The 26,288-nt window shown below is 72.5% G+C and carries 22 protein-coding genes and 1 pseudogene; 12 read left to right on the forward strand and 11 right to left on the reverse strand.

Going from position 1 to position 26,288, the window contains the following annotated elements:
- Both IEY86_RS23560 and IEY86_RS23565 read right to left on the reverse strand, forming a co-directional pair.
- Positions 1-920 (reverse strand): IPT/TIG domain-containing protein (locus IEY86_RS23560; RefSeq protein ID WP_189133829.1); only part of this gene is annotated, 920 nt, incomplete at its 3' end.
- Positions 844-1,586: pseudogene (locus IEY86_RS23565) on the reverse strand (IPT/TIG domain-containing protein). The gene IEY86_RS23560 and the pseudogene IEY86_RS23565, both read right to left, overlap by 77 nt.
- Positions 1,587-2,462: 876 nt before the next feature.
- On the opposite strand from IEY86_RS23565, the gene IEY86_RS23570 reads away from it, so the two are divergent.
- The 3 genes from IEY86_RS23570 to IEY86_RS23580 are packed head-to-tail and all read left to right on the forward strand — an operon-like array spanning position 2,463 to position 4,711.
- On the forward strand, positions 2,463-3,350 hold the full coding sequence (locus IEY86_RS23570; RefSeq protein WP_373287082.1) for a hypothetical protein: 888 nt from the start codon (positions 2,463-2,465) through the stop codon (positions 3,348-3,350).
- Positions 3,351-3,374: 24 nt separating this feature from the next.
- Positions 3,375-3,911 carry an HAD domain-containing protein gene (locus IEY86_RS23575; protein ID WP_189133830.1) on the forward strand — a complete coding sequence of 179 codons (537 nt, stop codon included), beginning with the start codon at positions 3,375-3,377 and terminating at the stop codon, positions 3,909-3,911.
- Between the two features lie 29 nt (positions 3,912-3,940).
- Positions 3,941-4,711, forward strand: coding sequence for an SDR family NAD(P)-dependent oxidoreductase (locus IEY86_RS23580; RefSeq protein ID WP_189133831.1), 771 nt, complete (start codon positions 3,941-3,943; stop codon positions 4,709-4,711).
- Positions 4,712-4,793: 82 nt separating this feature from the next.
- Here IEY86_RS23580 and IEY86_RS23585 read toward each other — a convergent pair whose 3' ends face one another.
- Positions 4,794-5,240: a gamma-glutamylcyclotransferase family protein gene (locus IEY86_RS23585; protein WP_189133832.1), complete on the reverse strand. Its 447-nt coding sequence runs from the start codon at positions 5,238-5,240 to the stop codon at positions 4,794-4,796.
- 108 nt (positions 5,241-5,348) lie between these two features.
- Here IEY86_RS23585 and IEY86_RS23590 point away from each other — a divergent pair, with 108 nt between their 5' ends.
- Positions 5,349-6,038 carry an NADPH-dependent F420 reductase gene (locus IEY86_RS23590; protein WP_189133833.1) on the forward strand — a complete coding sequence of 230 codons (690 nt, stop codon included), beginning with the start codon at positions 5,349-5,351 and terminating at the stop codon, positions 6,036-6,038.
- A gap of 35 nt (positions 6,039-6,073) precedes the next feature.
- On the opposite strand, the gene IEY86_RS23595 is transcribed toward IEY86_RS23590, so the two are convergent.
- Both IEY86_RS23595 and IEY86_RS23600 read right to left on the reverse strand, forming a co-directional pair.
- Positions 6,074-6,697: a Fur family transcriptional regulator gene (locus tag IEY86_RS23595; protein WP_308425165.1), complete on the reverse strand. Its 624-nt coding sequence runs from the start codon at positions 6,695-6,697 to the stop codon at positions 6,074-6,076.
- Positions 6,681-7,157: an ATP-binding protein gene (locus tag IEY86_RS23600; RefSeq protein ID WP_189133834.1), complete on the reverse strand. Its 477-nt coding sequence runs from the start codon at positions 7,155-7,157 to the stop codon at positions 6,681-6,683. Before IEY86_RS23600 ends, IEY86_RS23595 begins: the two co-directional genes overlap by 17 nt.
- Before the next feature lie 295 nt (positions 7,158-7,452).
- Between IEY86_RS23600 and IEY86_RS23605 the strand changes: the two genes are divergently transcribed.
- Together IEY86_RS23605 and IEY86_RS23610 are read left to right on the forward strand one after the other, a co-directional pair.
- Positions 7,453-8,871: an aldehyde dehydrogenase family protein gene (locus IEY86_RS23605; RefSeq protein ID WP_189133835.1), complete on the forward strand. Its 1,419-nt coding sequence runs from the start codon at positions 7,453-7,455 to the stop codon at positions 8,869-8,871.
- A 59-nt stretch (positions 8,872-8,930) separates the two neighbouring features.
- Positions 8,931-10,010, forward strand: coding sequence for a Zn-dependent alcohol dehydrogenase (locus tag IEY86_RS23610; protein ID WP_189133836.1), 1,080 nt, complete (start codon positions 8,931-8,933; stop codon positions 10,008-10,010).
- 247 nt (positions 10,011-10,257) lie between these two features.
- Here IEY86_RS23610 and xylA read toward each other — a convergent pair whose 3' ends face one another.
- Positions 10,258-11,424 carry a xylose isomerase gene (gene xylA, locus IEY86_RS23615; RefSeq protein WP_189133938.1) on the reverse strand — a complete coding sequence of 389 codons (1,167 nt, stop codon included), beginning with the start codon at positions 11,422-11,424 and terminating at the stop codon, positions 10,258-10,260.
- A gap of 278 nt (positions 11,425-11,702) precedes the next feature.
- On the opposite strand from xylA, the gene xylB reads away from it, so the two are divergent.
- The 6 genes from xylB (at position 11,703) to IEY86_RS23645 (ending at position 19,742) form a co-directional block, all read left to right on the forward strand.
- Complete coding sequence (gene xylB / locus IEY86_RS23620; RefSeq protein ID WP_189133837.1) at positions 11,703-13,142, forward strand: xylulokinase; 1,440 nt, start codon at positions 11,703-11,705, stop codon at positions 13,140-13,142.
- A gap of 3 nt (positions 13,143-13,145) precedes the next feature.
- Complete coding sequence (locus tag IEY86_RS23625; protein ID WP_189133838.1) at positions 13,146-14,387, forward strand: ROK family transcriptional regulator; 1,242 nt, start codon at positions 13,146-13,148, stop codon at positions 14,385-14,387.
- Positions 14,388-14,522: 135 nt separating this feature from the next.
- Positions 14,523-14,906 carry an ATP-binding protein gene (locus IEY86_RS23630; RefSeq protein ID WP_229698694.1) on the forward strand — a complete coding sequence of 128 codons (384 nt, stop codon included), beginning with the start codon at positions 14,523-14,525 and terminating at the stop codon, positions 14,904-14,906.
- A 424-nt stretch (positions 14,907-15,330) separates the two neighbouring features.
- Positions 15,331-16,680 (forward strand): transaminase, encoded by a 1,350-nt coding sequence (locus IEY86_RS23635; protein ID WP_189133840.1) that lies wholly within the window; start codon positions 15,331-15,333, stop codon positions 16,678-16,680.
- Positions 16,681-16,692: 12 nt separating this feature from the next.
- A complete protein-coding gene (locus IEY86_RS23640; RefSeq protein WP_189133841.1) occupies positions 16,693-17,133 on the forward strand; it encodes an Lrp/AsnC family transcriptional regulator in 441 nt (146 codons plus the stop codon).
- 482 nt (positions 17,134-17,615) lie between these two features.
- Positions 17,616-19,742 carry a serine/threonine-protein kinase gene (locus IEY86_RS23645; protein WP_189133842.1) on the forward strand — a complete coding sequence of 709 codons (2,127 nt, stop codon included), beginning with the start codon at positions 17,616-17,618 and terminating at the stop codon, positions 19,740-19,742.
- Between the two features lie 181 nt (positions 19,743-19,923).
- On the opposite strand, the gene IEY86_RS23650 is transcribed toward IEY86_RS23645, so the two are convergent.
- The 5 genes from IEY86_RS23650 to IEY86_RS23670 form a co-directional block, all read right to left on the reverse strand.
- A complete protein-coding gene (locus IEY86_RS23650) occupies positions 19,924-20,976 on the reverse strand; it encodes a 2-hydroxyacid dehydrogenase (RefSeq protein ID WP_189133843.1) in 1,053 nt (350 codons plus the stop codon).
- 37 nt (positions 20,977-21,013) lie between these two features.
- Positions 21,014-21,634, reverse strand: a complete 621-nt coding sequence (locus tag IEY86_RS23655; RefSeq protein ID WP_189133844.1) for a histidine phosphatase family protein — start codon at positions 21,632-21,634, stop codon at positions 21,014-21,016.
- On the reverse strand, positions 21,631-23,118 hold the full coding sequence (locus IEY86_RS23660; protein ID WP_189133845.1) for an FGGY-family carbohydrate kinase: 1,488 nt from the start codon (positions 23,116-23,118) through the stop codon (positions 21,631-21,633). Before IEY86_RS23660 ends, IEY86_RS23655 begins: the two co-directional genes overlap by 4 nt.
- Positions 23,111-24,649, reverse strand: a complete 1,539-nt coding sequence (locus IEY86_RS23665; protein WP_189133846.1) for an FGGY-family carbohydrate kinase — start codon at positions 24,647-24,649, stop codon at positions 23,111-23,113. The genes IEY86_RS23660 and IEY86_RS23665 overlap by 8 nt, the downstream gene beginning before the upstream one ends.
- Positions 24,650-25,041: 392 nt before the next feature.
- The gene (locus IEY86_RS23670) at positions 25,042-25,887 is read right to left on the reverse strand and encodes an SAM-dependent methyltransferase (RefSeq protein WP_189133847.1); all 846 of its coding nucleotides are present in this window, start codon (positions 25,885-25,887) and stop codon (positions 25,042-25,044) included.
- Between the last annotated feature and the right edge of the window lie 401 nt (positions 25,888-26,288).

The following is a 26,288-nucleotide window of genomic DNA, read 5'->3' on the forward strand; positions in this document are numbered from 1 at the left end:
CCGGCGGGGGAGACGGCCGAGATGTGGGTGTCGGAGACGATTGTGAAGGATGTCGCGGTTGTGGTGCCGAAGCGGACGGCGGTCGCGCTGGTGAAGCCGGTGCCGGTGAGGGTGATGGTGGTGCCGCCAGTGGTGGGGCCGGTGGTGGGGGTGATGGTGGTGAGGGTGGGTACTGGGGTGGTGGTGTAGGTGTAGGGCTGGCCGTTGGTGGTGCCGCCGGGGGTGGTGACGGTGACTTGGACGGTGCCGGTTCCGGCGGGGGNGAAGCCGGTGCCGGTGAGGGTCACGCCGGTGCCCCCTGCGGCGGGGCCGGAGGCGGGACTGACGGTGCTCAGGGTGGGCACGGGCGCGCTGACATAGGTGTAGATCGCAAATTGCGAGCTGGTGCCTCCCGGCCCGGTGACGGTGACCTGCACCGTGCCCGTTCCCGCGGGGGAGACGGCCGTGATCTGCGTGTTGGAGTTGACCGTGAACGAGGGCGCCGACGTGGCGCCGAACCGCACATTGGTGGCACCGCTGAATCCGGTGCCGAAGACGGTGACGGCGGTGCCGCCCGCGGCGGACCCCGAGGTGGGCGAGACCGAGGTCACGGTGGGCGCGGCGACGAGCAGTGGCTGCTTCGCGGATTCGGTCGGCGAGTTGGCGGAATGGCTCACGGCCAGATCCCTTCGAAGGGTGTGCTCCCGGACGCCCACGAGGCAGGGGCGGGGGCTCGTCGGAACGTGGGAGAACCCGCCCGGGCGGGAGAGGGGGGGCCGCCCCCGCCCGGGCAGGCCGTCCGCGGCCCGGTCGCGTGACCCTGGTCGGGCTCCGGACCAGGCCGTCAGTGGCCCGGACGGCCGGTCAGATGCCAGATCCGGCCACATAGGTGAAGGCACCGGCGGCGGTGGCGCTGCCGCCGTCGGTGGTGACGGTGACATCCACGGCCCCCGCGGCTCCCGGAGGGGTGACCGCGGAGATACTGGTGTCCGAGATGACGGAGAACGGCGCCGGTGTCCCGTCGAATGTCACCGACTGGGTGGTGGTGAGGCCGGTGCCGGGAATGGTCACCGCGGTACCGCCGGAGGTCGGACCGGACGCGGGCACCGGAGTGCCGACCGTGGGGACGTCGACATATGCGTAGGAAAGGCCGTTGTTCGTGCCGCCGGTCGTGGTCACGCTGACGCCCACGGCGCCGGCGGCGGCACCCGCCGGCACCGTGACCGTCAACTGGCTGTCGCTCACCACGGTCGGCGTCGCGGTGGCCGCGCCGAAGTGCACCGCGGTGGCGGTGGACAGGCCGCTTCCGCTGATGGAGATGGTGTTGCCGCCCGCGAGGGGCCCGGAGGCCTGGCTCAGGCCGGACTTGAACGGCGCGCCGATGTAGAAGAACGGCACGGGGTTGCTCGTGCCGCCGGGGGTCGTCACCGTGACTCCGACCGTGCCGGTGCCGGAAGGCGAGGTCACGGTGACCGACGTCGGGGTGTTGGCGGTAATGGTGGCGAGTTTGGAACCGAAGTGCACGGCGGGGGCCCCGCGAGGTTGGTGCCGGTGATGGTGACGGTGTTCCCACCGCCGGTCGACCCCGAATTCGGGCTGATGGGCATGGCTGTCTCCTTGAGGTGAAGTCTCGTCGAGCAGGTGGTGGGCAAGGGCGACCGCGGCCGGACGGCCGCCGTCGCCGCCGTGGTGCCGAGCAGGGCTCGCGACGGGCGCGAGCCCGGCCCCGGGCGGCCGGGGGTTGTCAGCCGGTGCAGCCGGGCACGCTGCCGGACGGGGCGCGGTGGTCCGGGGAGTTGGCGGTGTCGCCACTGGCCGGCAGCGTCACCGCGCCGGAGTTGTCGGAGATGTCGCCGCCTGCGGCGCCGGTCCTGGGCGTGGCCCGTGGAATCCGGAAGCCGGGGGCCTGCCCCGCGCGGCGGCGGGAACCGCGGACGGCTTCCCGGCCGGTGCCGGGCCCGGTCCCACGGCGAGGGCGCGGGTGCCGATCGTGGACCACTGGATGCGGACGAGTGCCATGGCGCCCCCGGACGAGATCGCGAGAGCCGCCTCACCAGTCGGTGCCGATGAGCGGCACCGGCCGGTCGGAGTCCGCTGCCGCGGGAGTACCCGTCGAGCACCGCGGCCGCAGCGCCGCCTGATGGACCATCGGGCCGGCGATGGGTAGGCCGACTGCCACTCCCCCGGAGAGGATGGGCGGCCTACCGGATTGGTTGAGACCAGTAATCCACTAAAGTGGCATGGTCGGCAATGGGATTGACGGCGTATCACTCGATTGGAAGAGCGCGCGCGAAGAGTGGTTGCGCGGTGCATACCACCGCCCGCACCACCTCGCGAGACCTCGCGCCCGGGGGTGAAGCCCGCCCACCGCCTCCCGACAGCATTGGGTCGCCCCACATACTTGACCTGTACATGCCCTGCCCCGAGAGTTGCTCGCGGTCCCGGGATCCCTGGACCGCGAACCCGCAACCCTGGAGGAAGCGATGGGGCAGAGCATGCGCCGCTCGCGACGGACAGCGCGCCGCCGCGCGGCACTTGGCACTCTCGCCGTCATGGTCTTCGGCATCGCCGGCGCCGCTGCCGGATCGGCGTCCGCCGCCGACAACTGGGCGGAGACCGGCTCCGACCGGGTCAGACCGCTGACGGAAAGTCAGGGGCTGGCGTCGGTCGAGGTGCCCGCCAACAGCCCGAACCGGTACACCGGAGTCGGCACCATCCCCTCCGGTGTCAGCAGCCGGGGCTGGAACCACGTCGGAGACCCGGACGCCTCCTACAACGGCTACTACATCGAGCCGTACCAGCGCGACGACGGCGGCTCCAAGATGTTCCGCGTGCAGGCGCCCGACGGCAGTTGGGCCGAGTACACCCACAGGCTGGAGTCCTGGGAGGACAAGGAGAACTCCTTCGACACCATCACCCCCGACGGGCAGTGGATGGTCTCCGGCGAGTTCGGCACCAAGAGCCGCCTGCTGGTCTACCCGACCCCCGGGGTCAACTCCGCCACCTCGCCCTCCGCCAACCTGCCGTACGCCTCCACGATCAACCTCGACCACCCCGTCCGGGACGTCCAGGGCTGCGACTTCTCCAGCGCGACCACTTTGCTGTGCTCCTCCGACGACCCCGAGGGCAGCCTGTTCGGGATCACCAAGCCCCTCCTGCAGATCGACCTGTCCTCCGCGCTGTCCGGCTCCGACGTCACCGGGCATGTCACCGCGCTTCGGCAACTGCCGCTCAGGAGCGGCTGCTCGGGGTCCTTCGAGGCGGAGGGCATCGACTACGACCGCCGCAGCGGTACATTGCGGGTCATAGTCGTGTCGCCGAGCATCTGCGCGGCGTTCGACAGCAAGACCTGGCGCTTCACCCGACGCTGACCCCCGAGGCGAGGAGGACGAGCGGTGCCCCGTCCGCTGCTGCTCCTCGACGTCGACGGAGTCCTCAACCCGTTCGCGGCCCCGCCCGAGCGGCGCCCGGAAGGGTACGCCACCCACCGGATGCGGCCCAACGGCTGGGACGCGCCGGGGCTGAAGCCGCTGCGTGTGTGGCTCAACCCCGCCCATGGCCCCCTCCTGCTCGCCCTGCCGTACGAGCTGGTGTGGGCCACGACGTGGATGGATGAGGCGAACCGGTGGATCAGCCCGCAGCTCGGCCTGCCCGAGCTGCCGTTCATCGCGTGGCCGGAGATGTTCGCGGTCGACGAGAACGGGGTCCACTGGAAGACCAGGCACCTGGTCGAGTACGCCGCCGGCCGCCCATTCGCCTGGGTGGACGACGAGCTCGGCGACCCGGACCGGGCATGGGTCGCCGGGCACCACGGCGGTGAGGCGCTGCTGCACCGGGTGGATCCCCGCATCGGCCTGACCGATGCGGACTTCGAGGCGCTGGACACCTGGGCGCGGGGACGGGAGCCGGGCGGGGACGGCTCGCGACCGTGACCGCCGGCCCCACGGGCTACGGTGCTGCCATGACAACTGCCCTCATCACCGGCGCCACCGCCGGGATCGGTGCCGCCTTCGCCCGCCGCCTCGCCTCCGACGGCCATGCCCTGGTCCTCGTCGCCCGGCAGTCCCCACGCCTGGACGAGACGGCTCGGCGGCTGCGCGAGGAGTTCGGCGTCGACGTCGAGGCCCTGCCCGCCGACCTGGCCGGCGAGGAGGGCATCGCGGCCGTCGAGGCGCGCCTGGCCGACCGGGAGGCGCCGGTCGACCTGCTGGTCAACAACGCGGGCTTCGGGCAGCGCGGAGGGTTCCTCAAGGTGCCGGTCGAGGACGAGCTGGCGATGCTGCGCGTCCATGTCGAGGCCGTGCTCCGGCTCACCTCGGCCGCCGCGGTGAGCATGCGCGAACGAGGCCGCGGCGGCATCGTCAATGTCGCCTCGGTGGCGGCGTTCTTCGCCCGCGGCACCTACGGCGCGAGCAAGGCCTGGGTGGTGAGCTTCAGCCGGGGTGTCGCCCAGGACCTGGCCGGCTCCGGTGTGCGGATCACCGCTGTGTGCCCCGGCTTCACCCGCACCGAGTTCCACGAGCGCGCGGGCATGGACGTCTCAGGGGTCGGCCGGCCGCTGTGGCTGTCGGCGCAGGAGGTCGTGGACACCGCCCTGCGGGACGTGGCGCGAGGCAGGGTGGTGAGCATCCCCGGCTGGCAGTACCGGACTCTGGTCGGCCTCGGCCGGCTGACCCCGAGCCGCCTGGCGGAGCGCATCTCGAGTCGCAGCGGCCGCAAGTACCGCGACTGAGCGGGAGGGTCGGGCCGCGCCGCGGGAGGGTGAGGCCGCGCGGCCGTCCATGGCGCCGGGTGCCCGGCGCCGGGCACAGGGCTCAGGGCTGGGCAGCCATGTGCGCGTCCCAGTCGCCGCGGGGAACGAGGGGCATCTGCCGGACCCGCGGCTCGACGGCGGCGCTCGCCACGTACACCAGGGCGCGCACATTCATGCCGTCGTCCGTCAGCACCGTGCACATCAGGCGCTCGTAGTCGTTCGCCGGATCCTTCGGGCCGATGTACCCCTCGAGTTCGTCCAGCGCGGCCAGCGCCGTCCGGTGGATGTCCGCCCGCAGATGGACCAGCTCACCGCGGACCGACGCGGCGGCGCCGAGCAGCACATACGGGTACGGGCCCGCGTCGTACATGGCGGCCCCGGGGAGCACCGCGGGCTCCACGGATTCGACGGCGCTCTCCACCAGCGCGTGGTTCCCGTGTCCGTGCATGAGCGTCCCGTAGGCGAACAGCGGGACACGGTCGGCGGCGGGTGCGGCGTGCGGTGTCATCGGTCGTCGGCCCTCTTCCTGCGTGTCCTCGCACACGCGTGGCGGCTGTTTGAAACGATATGAAAACCCTGAGGCTCCCTGACGTCCACCCCGAAAGGACCGACCCACATGAGCTATGCCGTCCTCGGCACCGGCATGGTCGGCCAGACCCTCGCAGGCAAGCTCGACGCCCTCGGGCAGCCGGTCGCCGTGGGCACCCGCGACCCCGGGGCCACGCTCGCCCGCACCGAGCCCGACGCCATGGGCAACCCGCCCTTCGCACGGTGGCACGAACAGCACCCCGAGGTGAGCCTGCTGCCCTTCGCAGAGGCGGCCGCCTTCGGCGAGAGGGTCATCAACGCGACCAGCGGCATCGCCGCGCTCCAGGCGCTGGAGGCGGCCGGGGCGGAGCATCTGGCGGGCAAGGTCCTCCTGGACGTGTCCAATCCGCTCGACTTCTCCCACGGCATGCCGCCCTCGCTGGATCCCGTGAACACGGACAGCCTCGGCGAGCAGATCCAGCGCGCCTTCCCCGCCGCCAAGGTCGTCAAGACCCTCAACACGATGAACTGCCTGGTCATGGTGGATCCGGCCAGAATCCCGGGTGAGCACGACGTCTTCGTCTGCGGGAACGACGCCGGGGCCAGGGAAGCCGCCGTCGAGATGCTGCTGTCGTTCGGCTGGCCGCGGCAGGCGATCATCGACCTGGGGGACATCACCGGCGCGCGTGGCACCGAGATGGTGCTGCCGCTGTGGCTGCGCCTCATGGGTGTCCACGGCCACGCGGACTTCAACTTCCACATCGATCGCGCCCGCTGAGGACCCCCCGTGCGCGTCTTGCCCGGCGCCGCTCGTCACGCGGCTCCGCAGTCGGGGCAGATGCCCCAGAACATCACGGCCGCCTCGTCCACCAGATAGGACGGCGGCAGACTGGCCTGCATACAGGGGGCCTCTCCGACCACGCAGTCGGTGTCGACGATCGTGCCGCACTCACGGCACACGAAGTGGTGGTGGTTGTCGCCCCGCTCGATCTCGAAGCGGGCGGGGTGGCCGGGAAACTGCGTGCAGCGCACGAGACCCGCGTCGGCGAGCACCCGCAGCACGTTGTACGTCGCCTGCAGAGAGAGGCGGCCGGTCACCCGCTGTCCCCACGAGCGGACCGCGTCCGCGTCGCAGTGGCCGGGCAGCGACTCGACGGCCATGAGGACGGCCATGCGCTGCGCGGTGACCCTCAGGCCCGCCTGGCGCAGCGTCGAGGCCGCTCGTGCCATCGGCTCGGTGGCGGTCGGGTGGCCGTACTCGGCGGCGTCCGACAGGCGTCGGTGCGACCGCGGGCCCGTCTGCTTGTCGGTGTTGGCGGCGGTGGTGTTGGTGCCGGTGGTGTCTGTGCGGGTGGTGTCGGCGGTGCTGGCGGTGTCTGTTCCGGTGGTGCTGGTGGCGGCTCGGGTGTCCGCGTCGGTTTCAAGGGCGTCTGTCACCAGGGCTGACCTCCAGTTCGAACCACGTCGTCTTGCCGTGGGTGCTCGGGTAGCTGCCCCAGCGATGGGACAGCTCGTCGACCAGGGCGAGGCCCCGGCCGCACTCGTCCTGCCCACCGGAGGAGCGCATCTTCGGCAGCACGGCGGAGCCGTCCTCCACCGAGCAGCGGATCATCCGCGTTTGCACGACGGACAGGGACAGGGGAGCCGCGGCGTGGCGTACGGCGTTGGCGACCAGCTCGCTGACCAGCAGTTCCGCGGTTCCCATCAGTTCGGCGGGCACCCCGGAGGACGACAGTTCCAGCCGTATCGCCCGCCGGGCCTGGCAGGCGGCCTCGGGGGCCCAGCTCAAGGGCCAGGACTTCGACCGGCGACCGCCGAGATCCACCTCCGCTTCCCGCGGGGAGCGGCTGCCTGAGTTGCCGTAGTGCCGGTCGTCTGGGCCGACGGAGTACATCATGATCCTTACCTCCGCCCCGAAAGGCCACACCATGTGCCCACTTCCAACGTTATGCCCATTTTGGAGTGAGTCAAGAGAATGGATCGATTTCTTCTATTTTAGTGGTTCTCGTCGCCCCTTCCGACGCTCACCGGGGCCACCCGCCCAGGCCCGGCACCTGATCGAGGGAACCCCGAGCCTCACACGCGCCCGCCTCGGACGTGACCGGCGGCACCCCCCGCGCTCTGGTGGGGGGCAAACGCTCCGGACTAGCTTGGTGGCCGCGAGTCGGATCCGCCGCTGCCGGAGGAGGACGATGAAGGCCCACGACGGGATGTACATCGAGGGGGAATGGCGGCCGTCGTCCGGGCAGGACACGACCGCGGTGGTCAACCCGGCGGACGAGGAGGTCATCGCCCATGTCCCGGCCGGGACCGCCGAGGACGTGGACGCCGCCGTACGAGCGGCGCGAAACGCCTTCCGCGGCTGGGCGTCGACACCGTCCGCCGAGCGTGCGGCCAGGGTCGCGGCCCTGCGCGACGCACTCGCCGCCCGCCGCGAGGAGTTCACCGAGACCATCACCTCCGAACTCGGCGCCCCAACGGCCTTCGCCCGCAAGGTGCAGACGGACCTGCCGACGGCGGTGGCGGGCACCTACGCCGCACTGCTGGAGACCTACCCGTTCGAGGAGAAGGTCGGCAACTCCACGGTCGTCCAGGAACCGGTGGGCGTCGTCGGCGCCATCACCCCGTGGAACTACCCGCTGCACCAGATCGTCGCGAAGGCCGCCCCCGCCCTGGCCGCCGGGTGCTCGGTCGTCCTCAAGCCGGCCGAGAACACCCCGCTCACCGCACAGCTGTTCGCCGAGGCCGTGCACGAAGCGGCCTTCCCGGCGGGGGTGTTCAACCTCGTCACCGGCCTGGGACCGGTCGCGGGCCAGGCCCTGGTCGAACACGAGGGAGTGGACCTGCTCTCCTTCACCGGCTCGACCGCCGTCGGCAAGCGGATCGGCGCGATCGCGGGCGGTTCGGTGAAACGGGTCGCGCTGGAACTGGGCGGAAAGTCGGCGAACGTCGTGCTGCCCGGCGCCGACCTGGCCAAGGCGGTCAACGTGGGCGTCGCCAATGTCTTCGCCAACTCCGGCCAGACGTGCAGCGCCTGGACCCGCATGCTCATCGACGCCGACCGCTACGACGAGGCCGTGGACCTCGCGGCCGCCGCGGCCGCCAAGTACGTCCCCGGTGACCCGCGCGATCCGGACACCCGGGTCGGGCCCCTGGTCAGCGAGGCCCAGCGCGACCGCGTACGCGGCTACATCACCAGGGGCGTCGAGGAGGGCGCCCGCGTCGTCGCGGGCGGCCCGCGGGCCCCGGGCGGCCTGGACCGCGGCTACTACGTGAGCCCCACCGTCTTCGCCGATGTCACCCCCGAGATGGTGATCGCCCAGGAGGAGATCTTCGGACCCGTCCTGTCCGTCATCAAGTACGAGGACGAGGACGACGCGCTGCGCATCGCCAACGGGACCGTCTACGGCCTCGCGGGCGCGGTGTGGGCGAGGGAGGAGGGCGAGGCGGTGGCCTTCGCCCGCCGGATGGAGACCGGCCAGGTCGACATCAACGGCGGCCGCTTCAACCCGCTGGCCCCTTTCGGCGGCTACAAGCAGTCGGGCATCGGGAGGGAGTTGGGCTCGCACGGCCTGGCCGAGTACCTCCAGACCAAGTCCCTGCAGTTCTGAACGTACCGGCCTCCCGCCGCAGCTACCCGCCGCAACAACCCGCCGCACAAGGAGAATCCGTGGTCCGCGCCGCCGTCCTGCCCGCCGTCGGAGCCCCGTTGGAGATCGCGGAGATCGACCTCCCGGAGCCCGGCCCCGGGCAGGTGGGAGTCCGCCTCGCCGCAGCAGGCGTGTGCCACTCCGATCTCTCGTTGTCCAATGGCACCCTGCGCCAGCCGGTGCCCGCCGTCCTCGGCCACGAAGGCGCGGGCACGGTGACCTCCGTGGGGGAGGGGGTCACCGGGATCGCCGCCGGCGACGCCGTGGTCCTCAACTGGGCGCCTTCCTGCGGGGACTGCCACTTCTGCGCCCTGGACGAGCCATGGCTGTGCGCCAACGCCCTGGCCGGAGCCGCCGAACCCTATGCCCGCTCCAAGGACGGCCGGGAGCTGTACCCCGGACTCGGCACCGCGGTGTTCGCCGAGGAGACCGTCGTCTCCGCCCACTCGGTACTGCCCCTGCCGGACGGTGTCCCGCTCACCGACGGCGCCCTGCTCGGCTGCGCGGTCCTCACCGGCTACGGCGCCGTCCACCACGCCGCCCGGGTGCTGCCCGGCGAGTCGGTCGTGGTCCTCGGGGTGGGCGGGGTCGGCCTCTCCGTCGTCCAGGCGGCCCGGATCGCGGGTGCGGGCGCCGTGATAGCCGTGGATGTCTCCGACGGCAAGGAGGAACTGGCACGGGCCGCGGGCGCCACCGACTTCGTGACCGCCGGGGAGGACACGGCCAAGCGGATCCGCAAGCTCACCGACGGGCATGGAGCGGACGCCGCCGTGGAGTGCGTCGGCCGCGCCGGGACCATCCGCACCGCCTGGGACTCCACCCGGCGTGGCGGCCGCACCATCGTCGTGGGCATCGGCGGCAAGGACCAGCAGGTGTCGTTCACCGCGCTGGAACTGTTCCACTACGGCCGCACGCTCTCCGGATGCGTCTACGGCAACTGCGATCCGGCGCGCGACCTGCCCGTGCTCGCCGAGCATGTGCGGGCCGGGCGGCTGGACCTGAGCGGCATGGTCACCGAGCGGATCACCCTCGACCGCATCCCCGCCGCCTTCGAGCAGATGCTCGCCGGGCGCGGCGGCCGCTCGCTGGTCGTGTTCTAGACGGCGGTGCCTTCCGGGGTGTCGTTCTTCCGGGGTGTCGTCTGCTGGGCCGCCGTCCCCGGGCCCGCCGCCTTCCGGCTCGTTCTCGAAGGACGGCCGCGACCCGGGGAACCTCCCGGCGCCGGACGAGTGGACGGCGGACCTCGGCCGTATCCCGCTGCCGCACCAGCAGGGTGACGCCTGGCTGCACACCACCTGCTCCGACCTCCAGGGCGTGCTGATCACCCGGCCGAGGTCCCGCCGACGTCTAGCCGGCGACGCCCAGCAGGTGGTCCATCGCCAACTGGTCGAGGCGTTCGAAGGCCATGCCCCGCGCGGCCGCCGCATCGATGTCGAACTCCTCGAACGCGGAGGTGTCGGCGAGCAGTACGGCGGCGGTCTCCCCGGCATGCAGGGTGGGCCGTGCCAGCTGGTCCAGACGGGAGGCCAGCAGCGCCTCCTGGACCCGAGGGTCGGCGCGGAACGCGGCGGCCTTGCGCTTGAGCACCAGGTAGTTGCGCATGCAGCCCGCCGCCGAGGCCCACACGCCGTCGAAGTCCTCGGTGCGCGGCGGCTTGAAGTCGAAGTGGCGCGGACCGGTGTACCCGGCGGACTCCAGCAGGTCCACGAGCCAGAACGCCTGCCGTAGATCACCGGCGCCGAAGCGCAGGTCCTGGTCGTACTTGATGCCCGACTGGCCGTTGAGGTCGATGTGGAAGAGCTTTCCCGACCACAGGGCCTGTGCGATGCCATGGGGGAAGTTCAGCCCGGCCATCTGCTCGTGTCCGACCTCGGGGTTGACGCCGAACAGTTCGGGACGCTCCAGGCGCTCGATGAAGGCCAGGGCATGGCCGACGGTCGGCAGCAGGATGTCGCCTCGGGGCTCGTTGGGCTTCGGTTCGATGGCGAACCGCAGGTCGTAGCCCTGGCCGGTCACATGGTCGGCGAGGAGGTCGAAGGCTTCCTTGAGGCGGTCCAGCGCGTGGCGGACGTCCTTGGCGGCGCCCGACTCGCTGCCTTCGCGGCCACCCCAGGCGACGTAGATCCGGGCGCCCATCTCGGCCGCCAGGTCGATGTTGCGCATGGTCTTGCGCAGGGCGTAGCGGCGGACGTCGCGGTCGTTGGCGGTGAAGGCGCCGTCCTTGAAGACGGGGTGGGTGAAGAGGTTGGTGGTGGCCATCGGGACGGACATGCCCGTCTCGATGAGGGCCCGCCGGAAGCGCTCGATGTGCTTGGCGCGCTCGCTGTCGGTGCTGCCGAACGGGACGAGGTCGTCGTCGTGGAAGGTCACACCGTGGGCGCCCAGCTCGGCCAGGCGGTGGACGGCCTCCACCGGGTCGAGCGCCGGCCTGGTCGCCTCACCGAAGGGGTCGCGCGCCTGCCAGCCGACGGTCCACAGGCCGAAGGTGAAGCGGTCGTCGGGGGTCGGGGTCAGGCCGTCGGCACCTGCGAGGCCGGTGGGGGCGCGGTGGACGGCCGGGCCGAGGGGATCTGTCACGGGGTGACTCCGAGGGGGCTTCGAGGGGGCGGCTTCGAGGGGGCGTCGAAGGGGCTTCGAGCGGCGATCAAGGGGATGGCTTCGAAGGAGGCGCGGTCGAGGGGATGGCGCCGGGGAATGGGACGGGGCTGCCGGGGCTATTCGTAAACGCGAAAAACAAATTAGTATGCGGCGAGTGGGAGGGGAAGCCCACCCGCCGAGCGCAGGAGGCAGGCATGGCCGTTGAACGGGTGGTCATCGGCGTCGACAGCTCCACCCAGGCGACGAAGGCCGTCGCCGTGGGCCTGGAAAGCGGCGAGGTGCTGGGTGAGGGCCGCGCCGCTCACGCCGTGAGCACCGGCGGCGGCAAGGAGAGCGACCCCCGGCGGTGGTGGCGGGCCCTCGGTGAGGCGGTGGCCGCGACCGGCCATGCCGACCGCGCCGAGGCGGTCTCCGTGGCCGGACAGCAGCACGGCCTGGTCGCGCTCGACGCCGACGGCGCTCCGGTGCGTCCCGCGCTGCTGTGGAACGACATCCGTTCCGCGCCCCAGGCCGCCGCCCTGGTCGAGTGGCTGGGGGCGGGGGAGTGGGCGCGGCGCACCGGCAGCGTTCCCACCGCCGCCTTCACCGCCGCCAAATGGTGCTGGCTGCGCGAGCGGGAGCCCGAGGCGGCGGCCCGGGTGGCCGCGATCCGGCTGCCCCACGACTATCTGACCGAGCGGCTGACCGGCGCCGCGGCCACCGATCGGGGAGATGCCTCCGGTACCGGATGGTGGACCCCGCAGGGGTACGACTCCGAGATCCTGCGCCATGTGCAACTCGACCCGGCCTGGCTGCCGCGAGTGGTGGAGCCGGGAACGGCGGCGGGCACCGTGCGCGGTCATGGGCCTCTGCGCGAGGGCATCCCGGTGGCGGCGGGCACCGGCGACAACATGGCGGCCGCCCTGGGCCTCGGTCTGGCGCGGGGTGTGCCGGTCCTGAGCCTGGGCACCTCGGGCACGGTCTACACCGTCGCCAGGAGCCGCCCGCAGGACCCCTCCGGCACCGTGGCCGGTTTCGCGGACGCGCTCGGCGGCTGGCTGCCGCTGGCCTGCACGCTCAATTGCACCGTGGCCGTGGACCGCATCGCCTCGACTCTGGGCCGTGACCGGGAGGCCGTGGAGGCGGGCGGCAGCGCCGTGGTCCTGCCGTACCTCGACGGCGAGCGCACCCCCAACCTCCCCTGTGCCTCGGGGCTGATGCACGGCCTGCGCCACGACACGACCGCGGGCCATCTCCTCCAGGCCGCCTACGACGGGGCGGCGTACTCGCTGCTCGTGGCACTGGACGACGTGCTCACGGCCGGTGGGGAGAGCGCCGACGCCGATACCCCGCTCGTGCTCATCGGCGGCGGCGCCCGGGGCGCCGCGTGGCAGCGGACCGTACGGCGGCTGTCCGGGCGGCCGGTGCGGGTGCCCGCCGCCGGGGAACTGGTGGCGCTCGGAGCCGCGGCGCAGGCCGCCGGGCTGGTCACCGGCGAGCGCGCGGACGAAGTGGCCCGCCGCTGGGGGACCGCGCGGGGGCCGCTGCTCGAAGCACTGCCGAAGGACAGCGAGGCGCTGGAGCGGATCGCCGACGCGCTCGAGCGTGCCGGGGGCCTGCTCCGCACCGCTCCCGGCCTCCCCGGCCGAGACTGAACCATGGCCGACCAGGACGGGCCCGCCCCGGCCGCGAAACCGCGCCGTCCCGCCGAGTACCGGCCCGGTGGCCGGACCGCTCCCGCCTCCCAACGCGGTATGCGGCAGCAGAACCTGTCCCTGGTGCTGCGCACGGTCGCCGACCAAGGACCGCTCTCCCGGGCACGGGTGGCGGCTCACACCGGGCTGACCCGCGCCGCCGTCTCCAGCCTGGTCGAGGAACTCCGGGGTGCGGACCTGCTCGTCGAGTCCGGGCCCGAGCCCGGCGGCCGGGTCGGCCGTCCCGGCAGCGCGCTGGCGGTCAGCGACCGGGGTGCCGCGGGGCTGGGCCTCGAGGTCGGAGTGGAGCATCTGGGCGCGTGCGTGGTCGATCTGCGGGGCGAGGCCAGGGTGTGGTCGCGGACGGCGGCGGCCAACCGGGGGCGGGCCGCCGCCCAAGTCCTGGCCGATCTCGCCGCGGTGGCCGACGAGGTGGTGCGGCAGGCGTCGGGTCAGGGCCTGCGGCCGGTGGCGGCCGTGCTGGCCGTGCCGGGTCTGGTCGGCAGCGCGCCGGGGACGGTCGAGCATGCCCCCAACCTCGGCTGGCGTCACGAAGCCGTCGTCCCCCTGTGGCCGGGGACGCTCCCCGTCGAAGTGGAGAACGAGGCCAATCTGGGGGCGCTGGCCGAACTGTGGAGCCGGTCGGTGGGCCCCGACTTCGTCCATGTCTCGGCGGAGGCCGGAATCGGCGCCGCCCTCGTCATCGACGGCCGCCTCTTCCGGGGGGCGCGTGGCTTCGCGGGGGAGCTGGGGCATGTGCCGGTGCGTCCGGACGGACCCCCTTGCGCCTGCGGTGCCCGGGGCTGCCTGGAGACCTACGCGGGCGAGGCCGCGGTCCTTCGGCGGGCCGGGCTGGAAGGAGTGGCCATGGACCCGGTCGGCGCACTCGGGGAACGGGCCCGGGCCGGGGACGCCCGAGTGGTGGCAGCGCTGGAGCGGGCCGCGACGGCCATGGGCACCGCTCTCGCCGGAGCCGTCAACCTGGTCGACCCGGCAGCCGTGGTGCTCGGCGGCGCTTACGCCGAACTGGGCGAGTGGCTGATGCCCGGGATACGGCGCGAACTGGAGCGGCGGGTCACCGTCCGCCCCTGGCAGGCCGACGCGCTCAGGGTGTCGGCCCACGGGCGGCGCGGTCCGCTGCTCGGAGCCGGGCTGACGACCGTCCGGCGGATCCTCGACAACCCGGGCCGCTTCACGCTGCCGTGAAACGGGTGACATACATGTCCCGCTTCGGGGTAGAGCCCGCAAGATGAATGGCACGGTGATAGGGCAGGAAGCGGGAGCACGATGACGGGTCCGCCGGTCACACGGTCGCGCACAGCCCCCGCTTCCGGGTTGCACATGTACGCGAACTACAGCGGAGAGCCCGGCAGCATCGCCTCCGCCCGCGACCTCGCCAGGGACTTCCTCGCCCGTCTGGAACGACGCGACGGCGCCCCCGTCCCCGAGCGCGTGGCGCACACCCTGCCGCTCGTGGTGAGTGAACTGGTCACCAACGCCGGACGGCATGCCCCCGGCCCCTGCCTGCTGGACCTGCGCGATCTCGGGCACGCCATCGAGATCACCGTCTGGGACACCAGCTGCGTCCTGCCGCACGCGTTCCGCACCGATCCCCACAGGATCGGCGGCCATGGCATGGAGATCGTCGCCCGCCTGTGCTCGGACGTCCGGGTCGAACGAGCGGCCGGAGGCAAGCGGGTGCGGACCCTGCTGGATCTGGCCTAGCGCCCCGCTCACCTCCGGCCCGTCCAGCCGGTGTCAGTGCCTGGCGATGCCCGGTGCGACGTCCTCGTGCACGGTCGCCCCGCGGCTCACCGGCTTCGCCGGCGCGGTGCCGCAGAACGCCGCCTCGAGGCTGTCGGCCAACGTATTGATCACAGCCCCGTTGAGCAGGTCCGCGCTGACCGGCCACGGGAGCAAGCGTGCGGATCGGGCGTGCGTTCCACGCCGGTCCGCACCCCGAACCGGAGTGGAGTTGTCGCCACCGCCGACGGCGGGGCTTCCCCCCGCGGCAGCGCTGCCGCGTACTCCCTCGGTATTCCGCACGTCATTCATTCGTTGAGGCACCTGAATCGAGTGTTAGACACTCCACAGGCGCTCGATTCATGTGTATGGTCGCTGGCATTCGGCTCGCACTGGAGGGTGCCCCATGGACCGTGCCCGGCTGCGGCGACTGCTCGACTCGGAGATCGAGGAGAGCGCTCGACGCAATCCGCGTTCCCGGTCCGCCTACGAGCGCGCCGGGCATCTGTTCGGCAAGGTCCCGATGACCTGGATGAACAAGAACGCGGGCACCTTCCCCCTCTACCTCGACGGCGCTCACGGGGCCCGGGTGTCCGACATCGACGGGCACGAGTACATCGACTTCTGCCTGGGCGACACCGGCGCCATGGCCGGGCACTCCCCGGCTCCCGTCGTCGAGGCCGTCGAGCGCCGGTACCGGGACCGGGGCGGGGCCACCGCGATGCTCCCGACCGAGGACGCCGAGTGGGTGGGGGCGGAGCTCGCCCGACGCTTCGGGCTGCCGCGCTGGTCGTTCTCGCTCACCGCGACGGACGCCAACCGCTGGGCGGTCCGCCTGGCCCGTGCGGTCACCGGACGGCGGAAGATCCTTTTCAACAGCTACTGCTACCACGGCAGCGTGGACGAGTCGCTGATCGTGGTCGGCGAGGACGGGCGCGGGGCCATGCGCCCCGGCAATGTGGGAGCGCCCTGCGATGTGGCGCTGACCAGCAGGGTCGCGGAGTTCAACGACCTCGCGGGCCTGGAGCGTGAGCTGGCCGAGGGGGATGTCGCGGCCGTGCTGATGGAGCCGGCGCTGACCAACATCGGCATCGTGCTGCCCGAGCCGGGCTATCTCGAGGGGGTCCGTGAGCTGACCCGGCGTCACCGTGTGCTCCTGATCAACGACGAGACGCACACCTTCTCCGCCGGGCCCGGGGGCTGTACCGGCGCCTGGGACCTGGAGCCGGACATGCTCACCATCGGCAAGGCCATCGGCGGTGGCATTCCCTCCGGCGGATACGGACTGTCGGCCGAGCTGGCCGACCGCCTCCTCGGGCGCGCCGACCTCGATCTGGTCGACATGGGAGGCGTCGGGGGCACGCTGGCCGGCAACGCGCTGTCCGTGGCCGCGATGCGGGCCACCTTGGAGCACGTGCTCACCGACGAGGCGTTCTTCCATATGTCGGCCCTGTCCCAGCGGTTCGAGGAGGGCGTCCGCAAGGGCATCGAGTCCTCCGGCCTGCCCTGGTCCGTCAGCCGACTCGGCGCCCGCACCGAGTACCGCTTCGCCTCGCCCGCCCCGCGCACCGGCACCGAGTCGGCGGCCGTCGCCGACGCCGAGCTGGAGGACTTCCTGCATCTGTGGATGGCCAACCGCGGTGTGCTGATGACCCCCTTCCACAACATGGCGCTGATGTGCCCGGACACCACCGACGCCGACGTGGACACCCATACCGCCCTGTTCGCCGACGCCCTCGCCGAACTGGCCGGCTGAGGGGCACCCGACGTGGACGACATCGACCGGGCCATCCTGCGGGAACTCCAGACCGACGGCCGTATCCCGTACGCCGACCTCGGACCCAAGGTGGGCCTTTCCCCGTCCGCCGCGCGCCAGCGCCTCCAGCGGCTGATCGACAGCAAGGTGGTGCAGGTCGTCGGCGTCACCGACCCGATGGCCATGGGCGGCCAGGCCATGGCGCTCCTCGGGATCGTGGTCGACGGCGATCCCCGTGCGGTGGCGGACGAGCTCTCCCGCCGTGACGAGGTCGTCTACGCCGTCCTCACCTCGGGCACCTTCGACCTGTTCGCCGAGGTGGTCTGCCACCGCCCGCCCGATTTGCTGGACTTCATCAATGACGTGGTCCGGCCCACCGAGGGCGTGGCCGGGGTGGAGAGTTTCCCGTACTTCGGGATCCACACCCACCGATTCCTGTGGGACGTGGGCTGACGGGGGGCGAGCCGCATCACCGCCGCACCCGCCTTCCTCACAGGGTGGACCAGGTGGCGGCGGACTTCGGTATTTCCGTCCGCGGCCTCCAGCGGCTCTTCGCCGAATACGTGGGCGCCGCGCCCGAGTGGGTACATGCGGCCACAGTCCCTTCATCGATTTGTCGACCGCACGGCGCGGCCCGTGCGGCGCGAGGCCGGCGCCGGATCGTCCACATCGGGACCGGGGTCGTCAGGGAGGGTCGGCCGACCCGACTCGTGGGCGCGCGGCGATGCCGTTGTCCGACCGGCGCGTCGTCCACGGTCCAGGTGATCTCCCACGGCCCCGGTGGTGCGGGCGGCGCCCGTTCGAACGGTTGGCCCGAGACCATGCTGTAGCGCGCTCGTTGCCGTTTGCGAGTGCGTGACCGGCGGTTTCCGGTCATCATGAGGGGTCGGCAGACGTCCGGGGCGTCATGCCCGTGGACCAGGGGCGGGGAGCCGATGGTGGAAGCGTTGGAGGCCGGTGACCCACGGCGGGTGGGGCCGTACCGGATCATGGGTCGCCTCGGCGCGGGCGGTATGGGCCAGGTGTACCTGGGGCGTTCGCCGGGCGGCCGGGCCGTGGCCGTGAAGGTGATACGGCCGGAGCTCGCCGGAGACCCCCTCTTCCGTGAGAGGTTCGCCCGGGAGGCGGCCGCGGCGCAGGCCGTCAGCGGAGCGTTCACCGCGGCGGTGGTCGGGGCCGACCCCCATGGTGACCCGCCGTGGCTGGCCACCGTGTACGTGCCCGGAGTGTCACTGTCGGACGCGATCACCCAGTACGGGCCGCTGCCCGAGTCGTCGGTGCTGGCACTGGGCGCGGGGCTGGCCGAGGCGTTGCAGGCGATCCACAGCGCCGGACTGGTGCACCGGGACCTCAAGCCGTCCAATGTGCTGCTGGCCCCCGACGGGCCCAAGGTGATCGACTTCGGGATCGCGGTGACCGCCGAGTCCAGTGCGCTGACCCACAGCGGCGTGGTCGTGGGTACGCCCGGCTTCATGTCGCCCGAGCAGTTGACGGGGCGGCCGGTGGGCGCCCTCACGGATGTGTTCGCGCTGGGCTCCGTGCTCGCCTTCGCCGCCACCGGACAGGGGCCGTTCGGCGCGGGCTCGGTGCACGCCCTCGGCTACCGCATCGTGCACGAGGAGCCCGATCTGTCGCCCGTACCACCGGGTGTGCGCCCGCTCGTGGCACGGTGCCTGTCCAAGGAGCCCGCGGCGAGGCCTCCGATCTTCGCGGTTCTGGCCGAACTGGCCGAGCGGATCGCCCCGCGCTACCAGGCGGACGACCGGGACACGGTCACCCTGGCGCTCAGGGGCGGAGGCTGGCTGCCCGCCCGCGTCGCCGACGCGGTCGGGGACGCCGCCGCCGACCCCGGCCCGGGGCTCGTCCCCGGCCAGTCGCAGGCGCCGCTCACCGACGCCACCGTCACCGTTTCCCACGGGCCGGACGCAAGCTCGCAGCCGCCCGGAGGGACACCCGGTGGCCCCAACCCGTCGAGGCGCCGCCTTCTGATCGCCCTTGCCGGCACCACCACGGTGGCGGCAGCCGGACTCGCCGGTATGGGGCTGTTCGGGAACGACGGCGGGTCCGGCTCACCCTCGGGCAGCGCTTCCAGCAGCCCGCCTGCCACCCGGCTGCGCTGGAAGTTCGCCACCGGGGGAGCGGTTGCCCCCGCCATGGTCGCGGCGGGCGGTGTGGTGTACGCGGGCAGCAAGGACGGCAGTCTCTACGCGCTCGACGCGGCCTCCGGCGAACAGCGCTGGCAGTTCACCGCGGGCAACGGTGTCTACTCCTCCCCGGCCGTCGCGGCGGACCGGGTGTACATCGGCAGCGCGGACTACAACCTGTACGCCGTGGACACGTCCTCGGGCCGCAAACGGTGGCAGTTCACCACCGGCGACGAGGTCAACTCCTCACCGGCGGTGAACGGGGCCGTGGTGTACTTCGGCAGCGACGACCGTCACCTGTACGCCGTGGACACCCGTACCCACACGAGGAAGTGGCGGTTCGCCACCGGCGGCTGGGTGCGGTCCTCACCGGTCGTCGCCTGGGGCACGGTCTACGTCGGCAGCAAGGACGGCAGCCTGTACGCGGTGGACGCCGCCTCGGGAGCGCAGCGGTGGCGGTTCAGGACCGAAGGGGATGTGAAATCGTCCCCCGCGGTCGCGGACCGGGTGGTCTACGTCGGCAGCTACGACGGCCACCTGTACGCCGTGGACTGCATGACCGGGGCCCGGCGCTGGAAGTTCGCCACGAAGGGCGGAGTCGGCTCGTCCCCCGCCGTCTCCGGCGGCATGGTCTACATCGGCAGCGACGACGGGAACCTCTACGCGGTCGACACCGCCACGGGCGCGCTGAGGTGGAAGTACACCGTCGGCGACATCGTCTACTCCTCCCCGGTGGTGGCCGACGGCGCCGTGTACGTCGGCGCCAAGGACGGGAACCTGTACGCGGTCGACGCCGCGACGGGCAAGCGCCGCTGGCGGTACACCACCGGAAACGACGTACGGTCGTCCCCCGCGGTCGCGGCCGGTGCGGTGTACGTGGGCAACGACGACGGGAATGTCTTCGCCGTACGCCGCTGAAGGGGGCCCGCCGCGCCGGGAACCGTCCGGCGTGTGCCGGGAGTTGCCTGAGCGCCTGCGTGCGGCCGTCGGCGCCGCCCGGGACGGCGTCAAACCCGGCCGGGAGGCGCCCATCCAGCGCCGCCTCCGCCGCACCCCTGACGCCGAGTTCCCGCCGCACCCCTGCGCCGGATCCCTGCCGCTACCGGGTCGTGAACGCACCGCCGTTGTCGATCGCCTCGGGGTTGGCGCAGTGGGAGAGCGGTTCCCCGCGGATGAATCTGCCCACTTCGGCGGCGGTGATGAACGCGGCCTGATGGGCGGTCTGGCGGCTCGCCCCGGCCAGATGCGGGGTCATGACGATGTTGGGAGTGCGCAGGAGCCGGGAGCCCGGGGGAACGGGCTCGGCCGGGAAGACATCGAAGGCCGCGGCGAACAGGTGACCGCGGTCCAGGGCGTCGCACACCGCGTCGTAGTCGAGCAGGGCGCCCCGGGCGCAGTTGACCAGGACCGAGTCCGGCGGCATGGCCGCGATCTGCGCCGCACCGATCATGCCGGTGGTCTCAGGGGTGACCCGGGCGTGCAGGGACACCACCCGGGAGCGGCTCAGGAGCTCCGGAAGGCCGACGTGTTCGGCGACTCCTTCCACCGCGGCCTTGTCCGTGTAGGGGTCGTGAACGAGGACGTGGGCGCCGAAGCCGTTCATGATGCGGGCGACGCGGCTTCCGATGGCGCCGAAGCCGACCAGGCCGACGGTGGTCTCCCGAAGCTCCAGCCCCACCTGGTCGTAGCGGTAGTAGTCGCCGCGCCAGGTCGCCGAGCGCAGTTCGGAGTGGGTCTGGGGGACGCGGCGCATGGCGGCGAGCGTCAAGGCGACGGTGTGCTCGGCCGTCGCGGTCGCGTTGCGGCCCGGCGCGAAGGTGACCGCCACACCGTGCTCGCTCGCCGCGGGGAGGTTGGCGTTGACCGGGCCGCCGCGGCCGACCGCGAACAGCCGCAGGTCCGGGCAGTTCTCCAGGACCCGCCGGGTGAGCGGTGCCATCTGGGTCACACAGATCGCCACGCCCTGGAGCGCCTCGATGAGCTCTTCTTCGCTCCCCGACGCCTCATGGACCTCGGCGACGTCACCGAATGGCACGTCGGGCCAGGGCAGGGTCAGTTCGCTGATCGGCACATGGCTGCCGAGTTCCTCGCGCAGCGCGTCGCGGATGGTTGAGTTGAGGACGAAGTGGTCGCCTGCGGCGAGGATGCACATGATGGGCGTTCGACTCCTTCCGGTGCCGGGGCGGCGGTCAGTCCACCGGGCTGTCGACGGGTGTGTTGAACTCCAGCAGCGACACCGACCGGTCGCCGTCCCACCGGACCTCGGTGATCCCGCAGTTGCGGACGGCGGGGAACAGCTGCCGGTAGCGCGAGAGCGGTACCTCGAGGAAGTGGCAGAGCAGAAGGCGCCCCAGGGTGCTGTGTCCCACGACCAGCACCCGCCCGTCGGGGTGGCTCTCGGTGATCTCCCTCAGACAGGGCAGCGCCCTGGCCACCGCGTCGGCCGGATGCTCCCCACCGGGCAGGTGGTGGGCGACGGGATCACGCAGAAAGGCCGCTCTGGCTTCGGGGAAGCGCTCCCGCATCTGCGCCGCCGTGAGCCCTTCGCCCGCACCGAAGTCGATCTCCCGCAGCCGGTCGTCGACATGCGGCTCGAGACCGGTGGAACGGGCGGCCGGTGCGGCCGTGCTCCGGGCCCTGGACAGCGGCGAGGTCCAGATGGCGGCCAGCCGTGCCCCCTTGGCCCGGTCGCCCAGCCGCTCGGCCTGCGCCAGCCCTTCCCGGGTCAGGGCCACGTCGCTGCGGCCGGTGTAGCGGTTCTCGGCGTGCCAGACCGTTTCACCGTGGCGCACCAGGATCAAGGTGGTCACGGGCGGCTCCTCTCCCTCGAGTGCTGGGCAAGCGCTTTCGGCAGCCAGCCTCGCGCTTCCAGCTCGGTGACCAGCCGCAGATGCGCTTCCAGCAGGCGGGGCGTCAGCTCCGGCCGGGGATCGAGGACCTCGCGCAGCCGCACCATCGACCGGGCCGTGTCGGCGAGGTCCCTGCCCCGGGAGCGGGCCAGGATCGCCATGCCCAGCGCCGCCTCGGCGTTCTCGGGGACGGACACCGGCCGCCCCAGGACATCGGCACGCAGTTGGCACCAGTAGGGGCTGCGGCTGCCGCCCCCGGTCAGGGTGAGCGGCCCGCCGGTCGGCGCTCCGAGCAGATCGAGGTAGTCGAAGCAGAGCCGCTCGGCGAACGCGACGCCCTGGAGGAGGCAAGCATGGCGCTCCGCATCGTCCCGCGGGCGGCCGAGAGTGAAAGCCTCCGCCTGCGGGGCGACGAACGGGAACCGCTCCCCGCGCGAGACCAGTGGGTAGGAGACGGCGTCGGCGGGCTCGTGGGCGCGGGCCCGGGCATCCAGTTCCGCCAGGTCCCGCCCCGTGAACGCCTGGGAGACAGCGCCTGCTCCGACGCTGGAAGCGCCTCCTGGCAGCCAGGTCCCCTCCGGCGCGCGGTGGCAGTAGAGCACCCCGAGCGGGTCGCGCGGACGATGTGCGGTCACTCCTTTGAGCACGAGAGTGGTGCCCAGGACCGAGTTCCAGGCGCCGACCTCCAGCGCGCCCGCGCCGATCTGGGCGGCGCAGCCGTCGGTCATCCCCGCGACCACCGCGGTTCCCGCCGGAACGCCCGTGGCCTCCGCGGCGGCGCCGGACACCGTGCCCAGCACACTGCCGGGAGGCACCACCTCGGGCAGTAGCACAAGCGGTACACCCACGGCCTCCAGCACCTCGGTCGGCCATGTGCCGTGGTCCGGGTCGTAGCCGGTCTTGAGGGCGTGGCTCCAGTCGGCCGCGGTGTCGTGTCCCGTCAGCTGCCGGGTGAGGCAGTCGGCCTGGTGCAGCAGTCGGGCTCCCGGCGGAAGGACGGGGCCGTTGGCCAGGAGCCACATCAGCTTGGGCAGCGCCCAGGACGGCTGGGTGCGGTAGCCCAACCGCTCCCACAGCGCGGCCCCGGCCTCGTTGACCCGCCGCGACTGCTCGGCGGCGCGGGCGTCGTCGTACATCAGGGCAGGGGTGAGGGGCTGCCCGGTCCGGTCCGCGAGCAGGACCGTGCCCGAGGTGGCGCAGACGGCGGCACCCTTCACCGAGGCGGGAGCGATCCCCGACAGGGCGTGCCGGGCCGCCGCCTGGAAGGCGGTCCACCACTGCCGGGGATCCTGTTCGTGGCGCGGCCCGTCACGGTGGCTGGTGAGCGGCTGCGAGCCCTGCCCGGCGACCTGACCCGAGGCGGTGACGGCGAGGACCCTGACGCTCTGGGTGCCCAGGTCGATGCCCAGCCAGACGTCGCCGGGCAGGGACACGCCGTCAGACACGGCCGTCCTCGACGGGTCTCACGGTCTGCGGGAGCGCTTTCCCCGGTGGTTCCGCAGCCGCGGCGAGCCGCTGCCAGCCGGGGCTCGACACCTCCCTGATGTTCAGGAAGTCCTCGTACAGGGCGTCGTAGAACGCGGACAGCTCGCGATCCGGCTCGCTCGCCGAGCGCACCCGCACATACCGCTCGGCCGCCGAGGCGACATCGGGCTCGGCGCCGGTGGCCACCAGCCCGCACAGGAAGGCTCCCTTGGCGCCCACCTCGGCATCGGTGGAACGCGCCGTCGGCACGCCCGTGACATCCGCGATGAGCCCGCTCCAGACGTCGCTGCTCGCGCCGCCGCCGCACAGCCGCAGCTCATCGGTGTCGGCGCCCGAGGCCACGAGGCAGTCCCGGATCACCAGGCTCAGGCCGTCGAGGACGGCGCGGGCGACATCGGCCGCGGAGTGCTCCGACGTCAGCCCCCACAGGGTCCCGCGGGCGTGGGGGTCCAGGAACGGGGCCCTTTCACCGGCGGGGGACAGATACGGCAGGAACATCAGCCCCCGTGCTCCCGCCGGGCTCTGCCGGGCGAGTTCGCCCAGGTGCTCCGGTGCGCTCAGGCCCAGCAGCCTCATCGCCCAGGTGATCACCTCGGTGCCGGCCAGGGTGGGGAAGGCGCGCAGCACATGGTCCCCGGTGTCCAGGGCGATGGTCAGTCCGCACGGCTCCCCCGAGGTGTCGGCGCCGTCGCGTACCACCTCGGTGCACAGCGTGGTGCCCAGGATGGTGCAGGCCTGCCCCGGAGAAGTGGCGCCGACCCCCAGCGCGGTGGCCGCGACGTCGTAGGGAGCGATGACGACGGGCAGCCCGGTGGGCAGACCGAGTTCGGCGGCCGCCTCGGCCGTCAGCTCGCCGAGGCGGCGACCGTCGCCGAGCACCTCGGGCAGGAACCGTTTCGCCCAGTCGAGGCCGAACAGGGAAGGGATCGCGGGAGCGTAGCCGCGGGTGCCCAGGTCGAGGAAGGGTGCGGAGGCGTCCGAGGCGTCGACCGCGACCCGGCCGGTCAGGCGGAGGAACGCCCAGCCGTCGCAGTACAGGGCGGTGGCGGAGCGCTCCAGCCGGTCGGGGTCGTGCTCGGCGAGCCAGGCCAAAATGGCGTTGGGCAGGCCGGGAAAGGTCAGGGAGCCATTGACACGGAAGGCCTCTTCGAGGACGCCGTCGCGGCGCCAGCGTTCCACGATGTCCGCCGCGCGCCCGTCCGACCACAGAACCGCCGGGCCCGTGGGGCGCCCCTGACGGTCGACCAGCCAGCAGCCGTCGCCCTGCCCGGTCAGGGCCAGGAACCGCACCGGACCGCTCACCCGGGTGCGGGCCTCGCGGATGGTCGCGACGATGGCGTTCCAGACCGCGTCCATGTCCTGCTCGGCCCAGCCCGGGTGAGGGCGGCGCACTTCGGTGGCCACGCGGGAGAGGGCGGCCTCCCTCCCGTCGTCGTCGAAGACGACGGTCTTGATCAGCGACGTGCCGATGTCTACTGCCAGGGCGGACATCCGCTGGTCCCTTCTCGAGTGTCGGGCCAGGGGCGACGAGCGCTGACTTCCGAGCTCGGCCACCTGGCCCGATCGTTCGGCATGGGGCGGTACCGGGGGAGGCGCCTCGCCGCTGCCGGGCCGCCGCTCGGTGGACCGGGCCGGTCCTGGGCCCGCTCACGCCGACTCCGGCCGAATCCGGTCGCAGCGAGGACGGCGATCGCCGAGAGGCTTGCGATCGCTGAAGGAGTCTCGCCGATATCCCGGCCGGCGGCCAGAGGCCCGGCTCGGCCAACGGCGGCGGTGGAGGAGTGACGCGAGGGACGTTTCGCCCGGGGCGCCCGTGCCGACGGGCCGGTGGACCCGGGAGCGGGGAGGGGGAAAGGCGGCCGGCCGGTCACCCGGTCAGTCGGTCACCCGGTCAGTCGGCCGAGGCCGCCGTACCAGGACACATCGGCGTGCGGGGGGCGGGCGTGCGGGGGCACGTCGGAGCGCCAGTCGGTGATCACCTGTATCCCTGGATCGACGATCTCCAACCCGGCGAAGAACTTCTCGAACTCCGACCGGCTGCGCAGGGTCAGCGGCACACCCTGGGCCTGGTAGGTCGCCTGGACGCCCAGGGCGGTCTCCGGGGAAATGTCGGCGGTGGCGTGGGAGAGCACGATGTGGCTGTCCGGTGGGACGGACTCGCGCAGGGTGTCGATGATCCCGGAGGGGTTCTCGGCGTCGGGGACGAAGTGCAGCAGGGCGACCGCGAGGACCGCCACCGGCCGGGTGAAGTCGATGAGCTCGTTGGCGCGGCAGTGCTCGATGATGCGGTCGGGCGTGCGGGCGTCGGCCTGGATGACGGTGGTCCGGTCGTTCTCGGCGAGCAGGGCGCGGCCGTGGGCGAGCACGATCGGGTCGTTGTCGACATAGACGACGCGCGCGTCGGGGTCGTCGCGCTGGGCGACCTGGTGGACGTTCTCGGCGGTGGGCAGTCCCGAGCCTATGTCGAGGAACTGGCGGATCGGCGTCTCGCGCACGAGGTGGCGCACCACCCGCCCCAGGAAGTTGCGGTTCTCCCTGGCGGCGGTGCGCAGCGTCGGGAAGGACGCCACGGCCTTCTCCGCGGCCTCGCGGTCGGCCGCGTAGTTGTCCTTGCCGCCGAGCAGGTAGTCGTACATGCGGGCGGCGTGCGGCCGGTCGGTGTGCAGTTCAGTGGGCGGGTGGTACGCGTCCTCGGTCACCGTCCATTTGTCCTCACCCGTGTTCGCCATGTGCTCCGCCTTCGGCCCGCCGATCGAGTGGCCGCGCGGGGCGCGTGGCCCTCACGATCATCACCCGGTGCCGACTCTAGGGCAACCATGCCTCTCATTGGCCCAACTCCCCCTGGCCAGAAGGCATTTAGCCAGGCTGGACGCCGTGCTCACCCCCGACTTCCGCACCGGATCCGCCGACGGGCACCAGTGGCACGGCGCCGAAGGGCTGAGGGAGTTCCTTCGGGCCCGCTCGGAGTCCTTCGACGAGAACCATGAGGTCGGGCGGATCTCCGACGCGCGTCCGAGGGCACCTGGGCACCTGGGCACCTGTCAGCGGCGAAGGGCGGTTCCCGGACCGTGAGGCTCCGCGGTGGGCACAGACACCGCTGTCGGCACGCCGGCGGGGGAGGGCGGTCGCG

It is taken from the genome of Wenjunlia tyrosinilytica, assembly GCF_014646055.1.
Lineage (GTDB): Bacteria > Actinomycetota > Actinomycetes > Streptomycetales > Streptomycetaceae > Wenjunlia > Wenjunlia tyrosinilytica.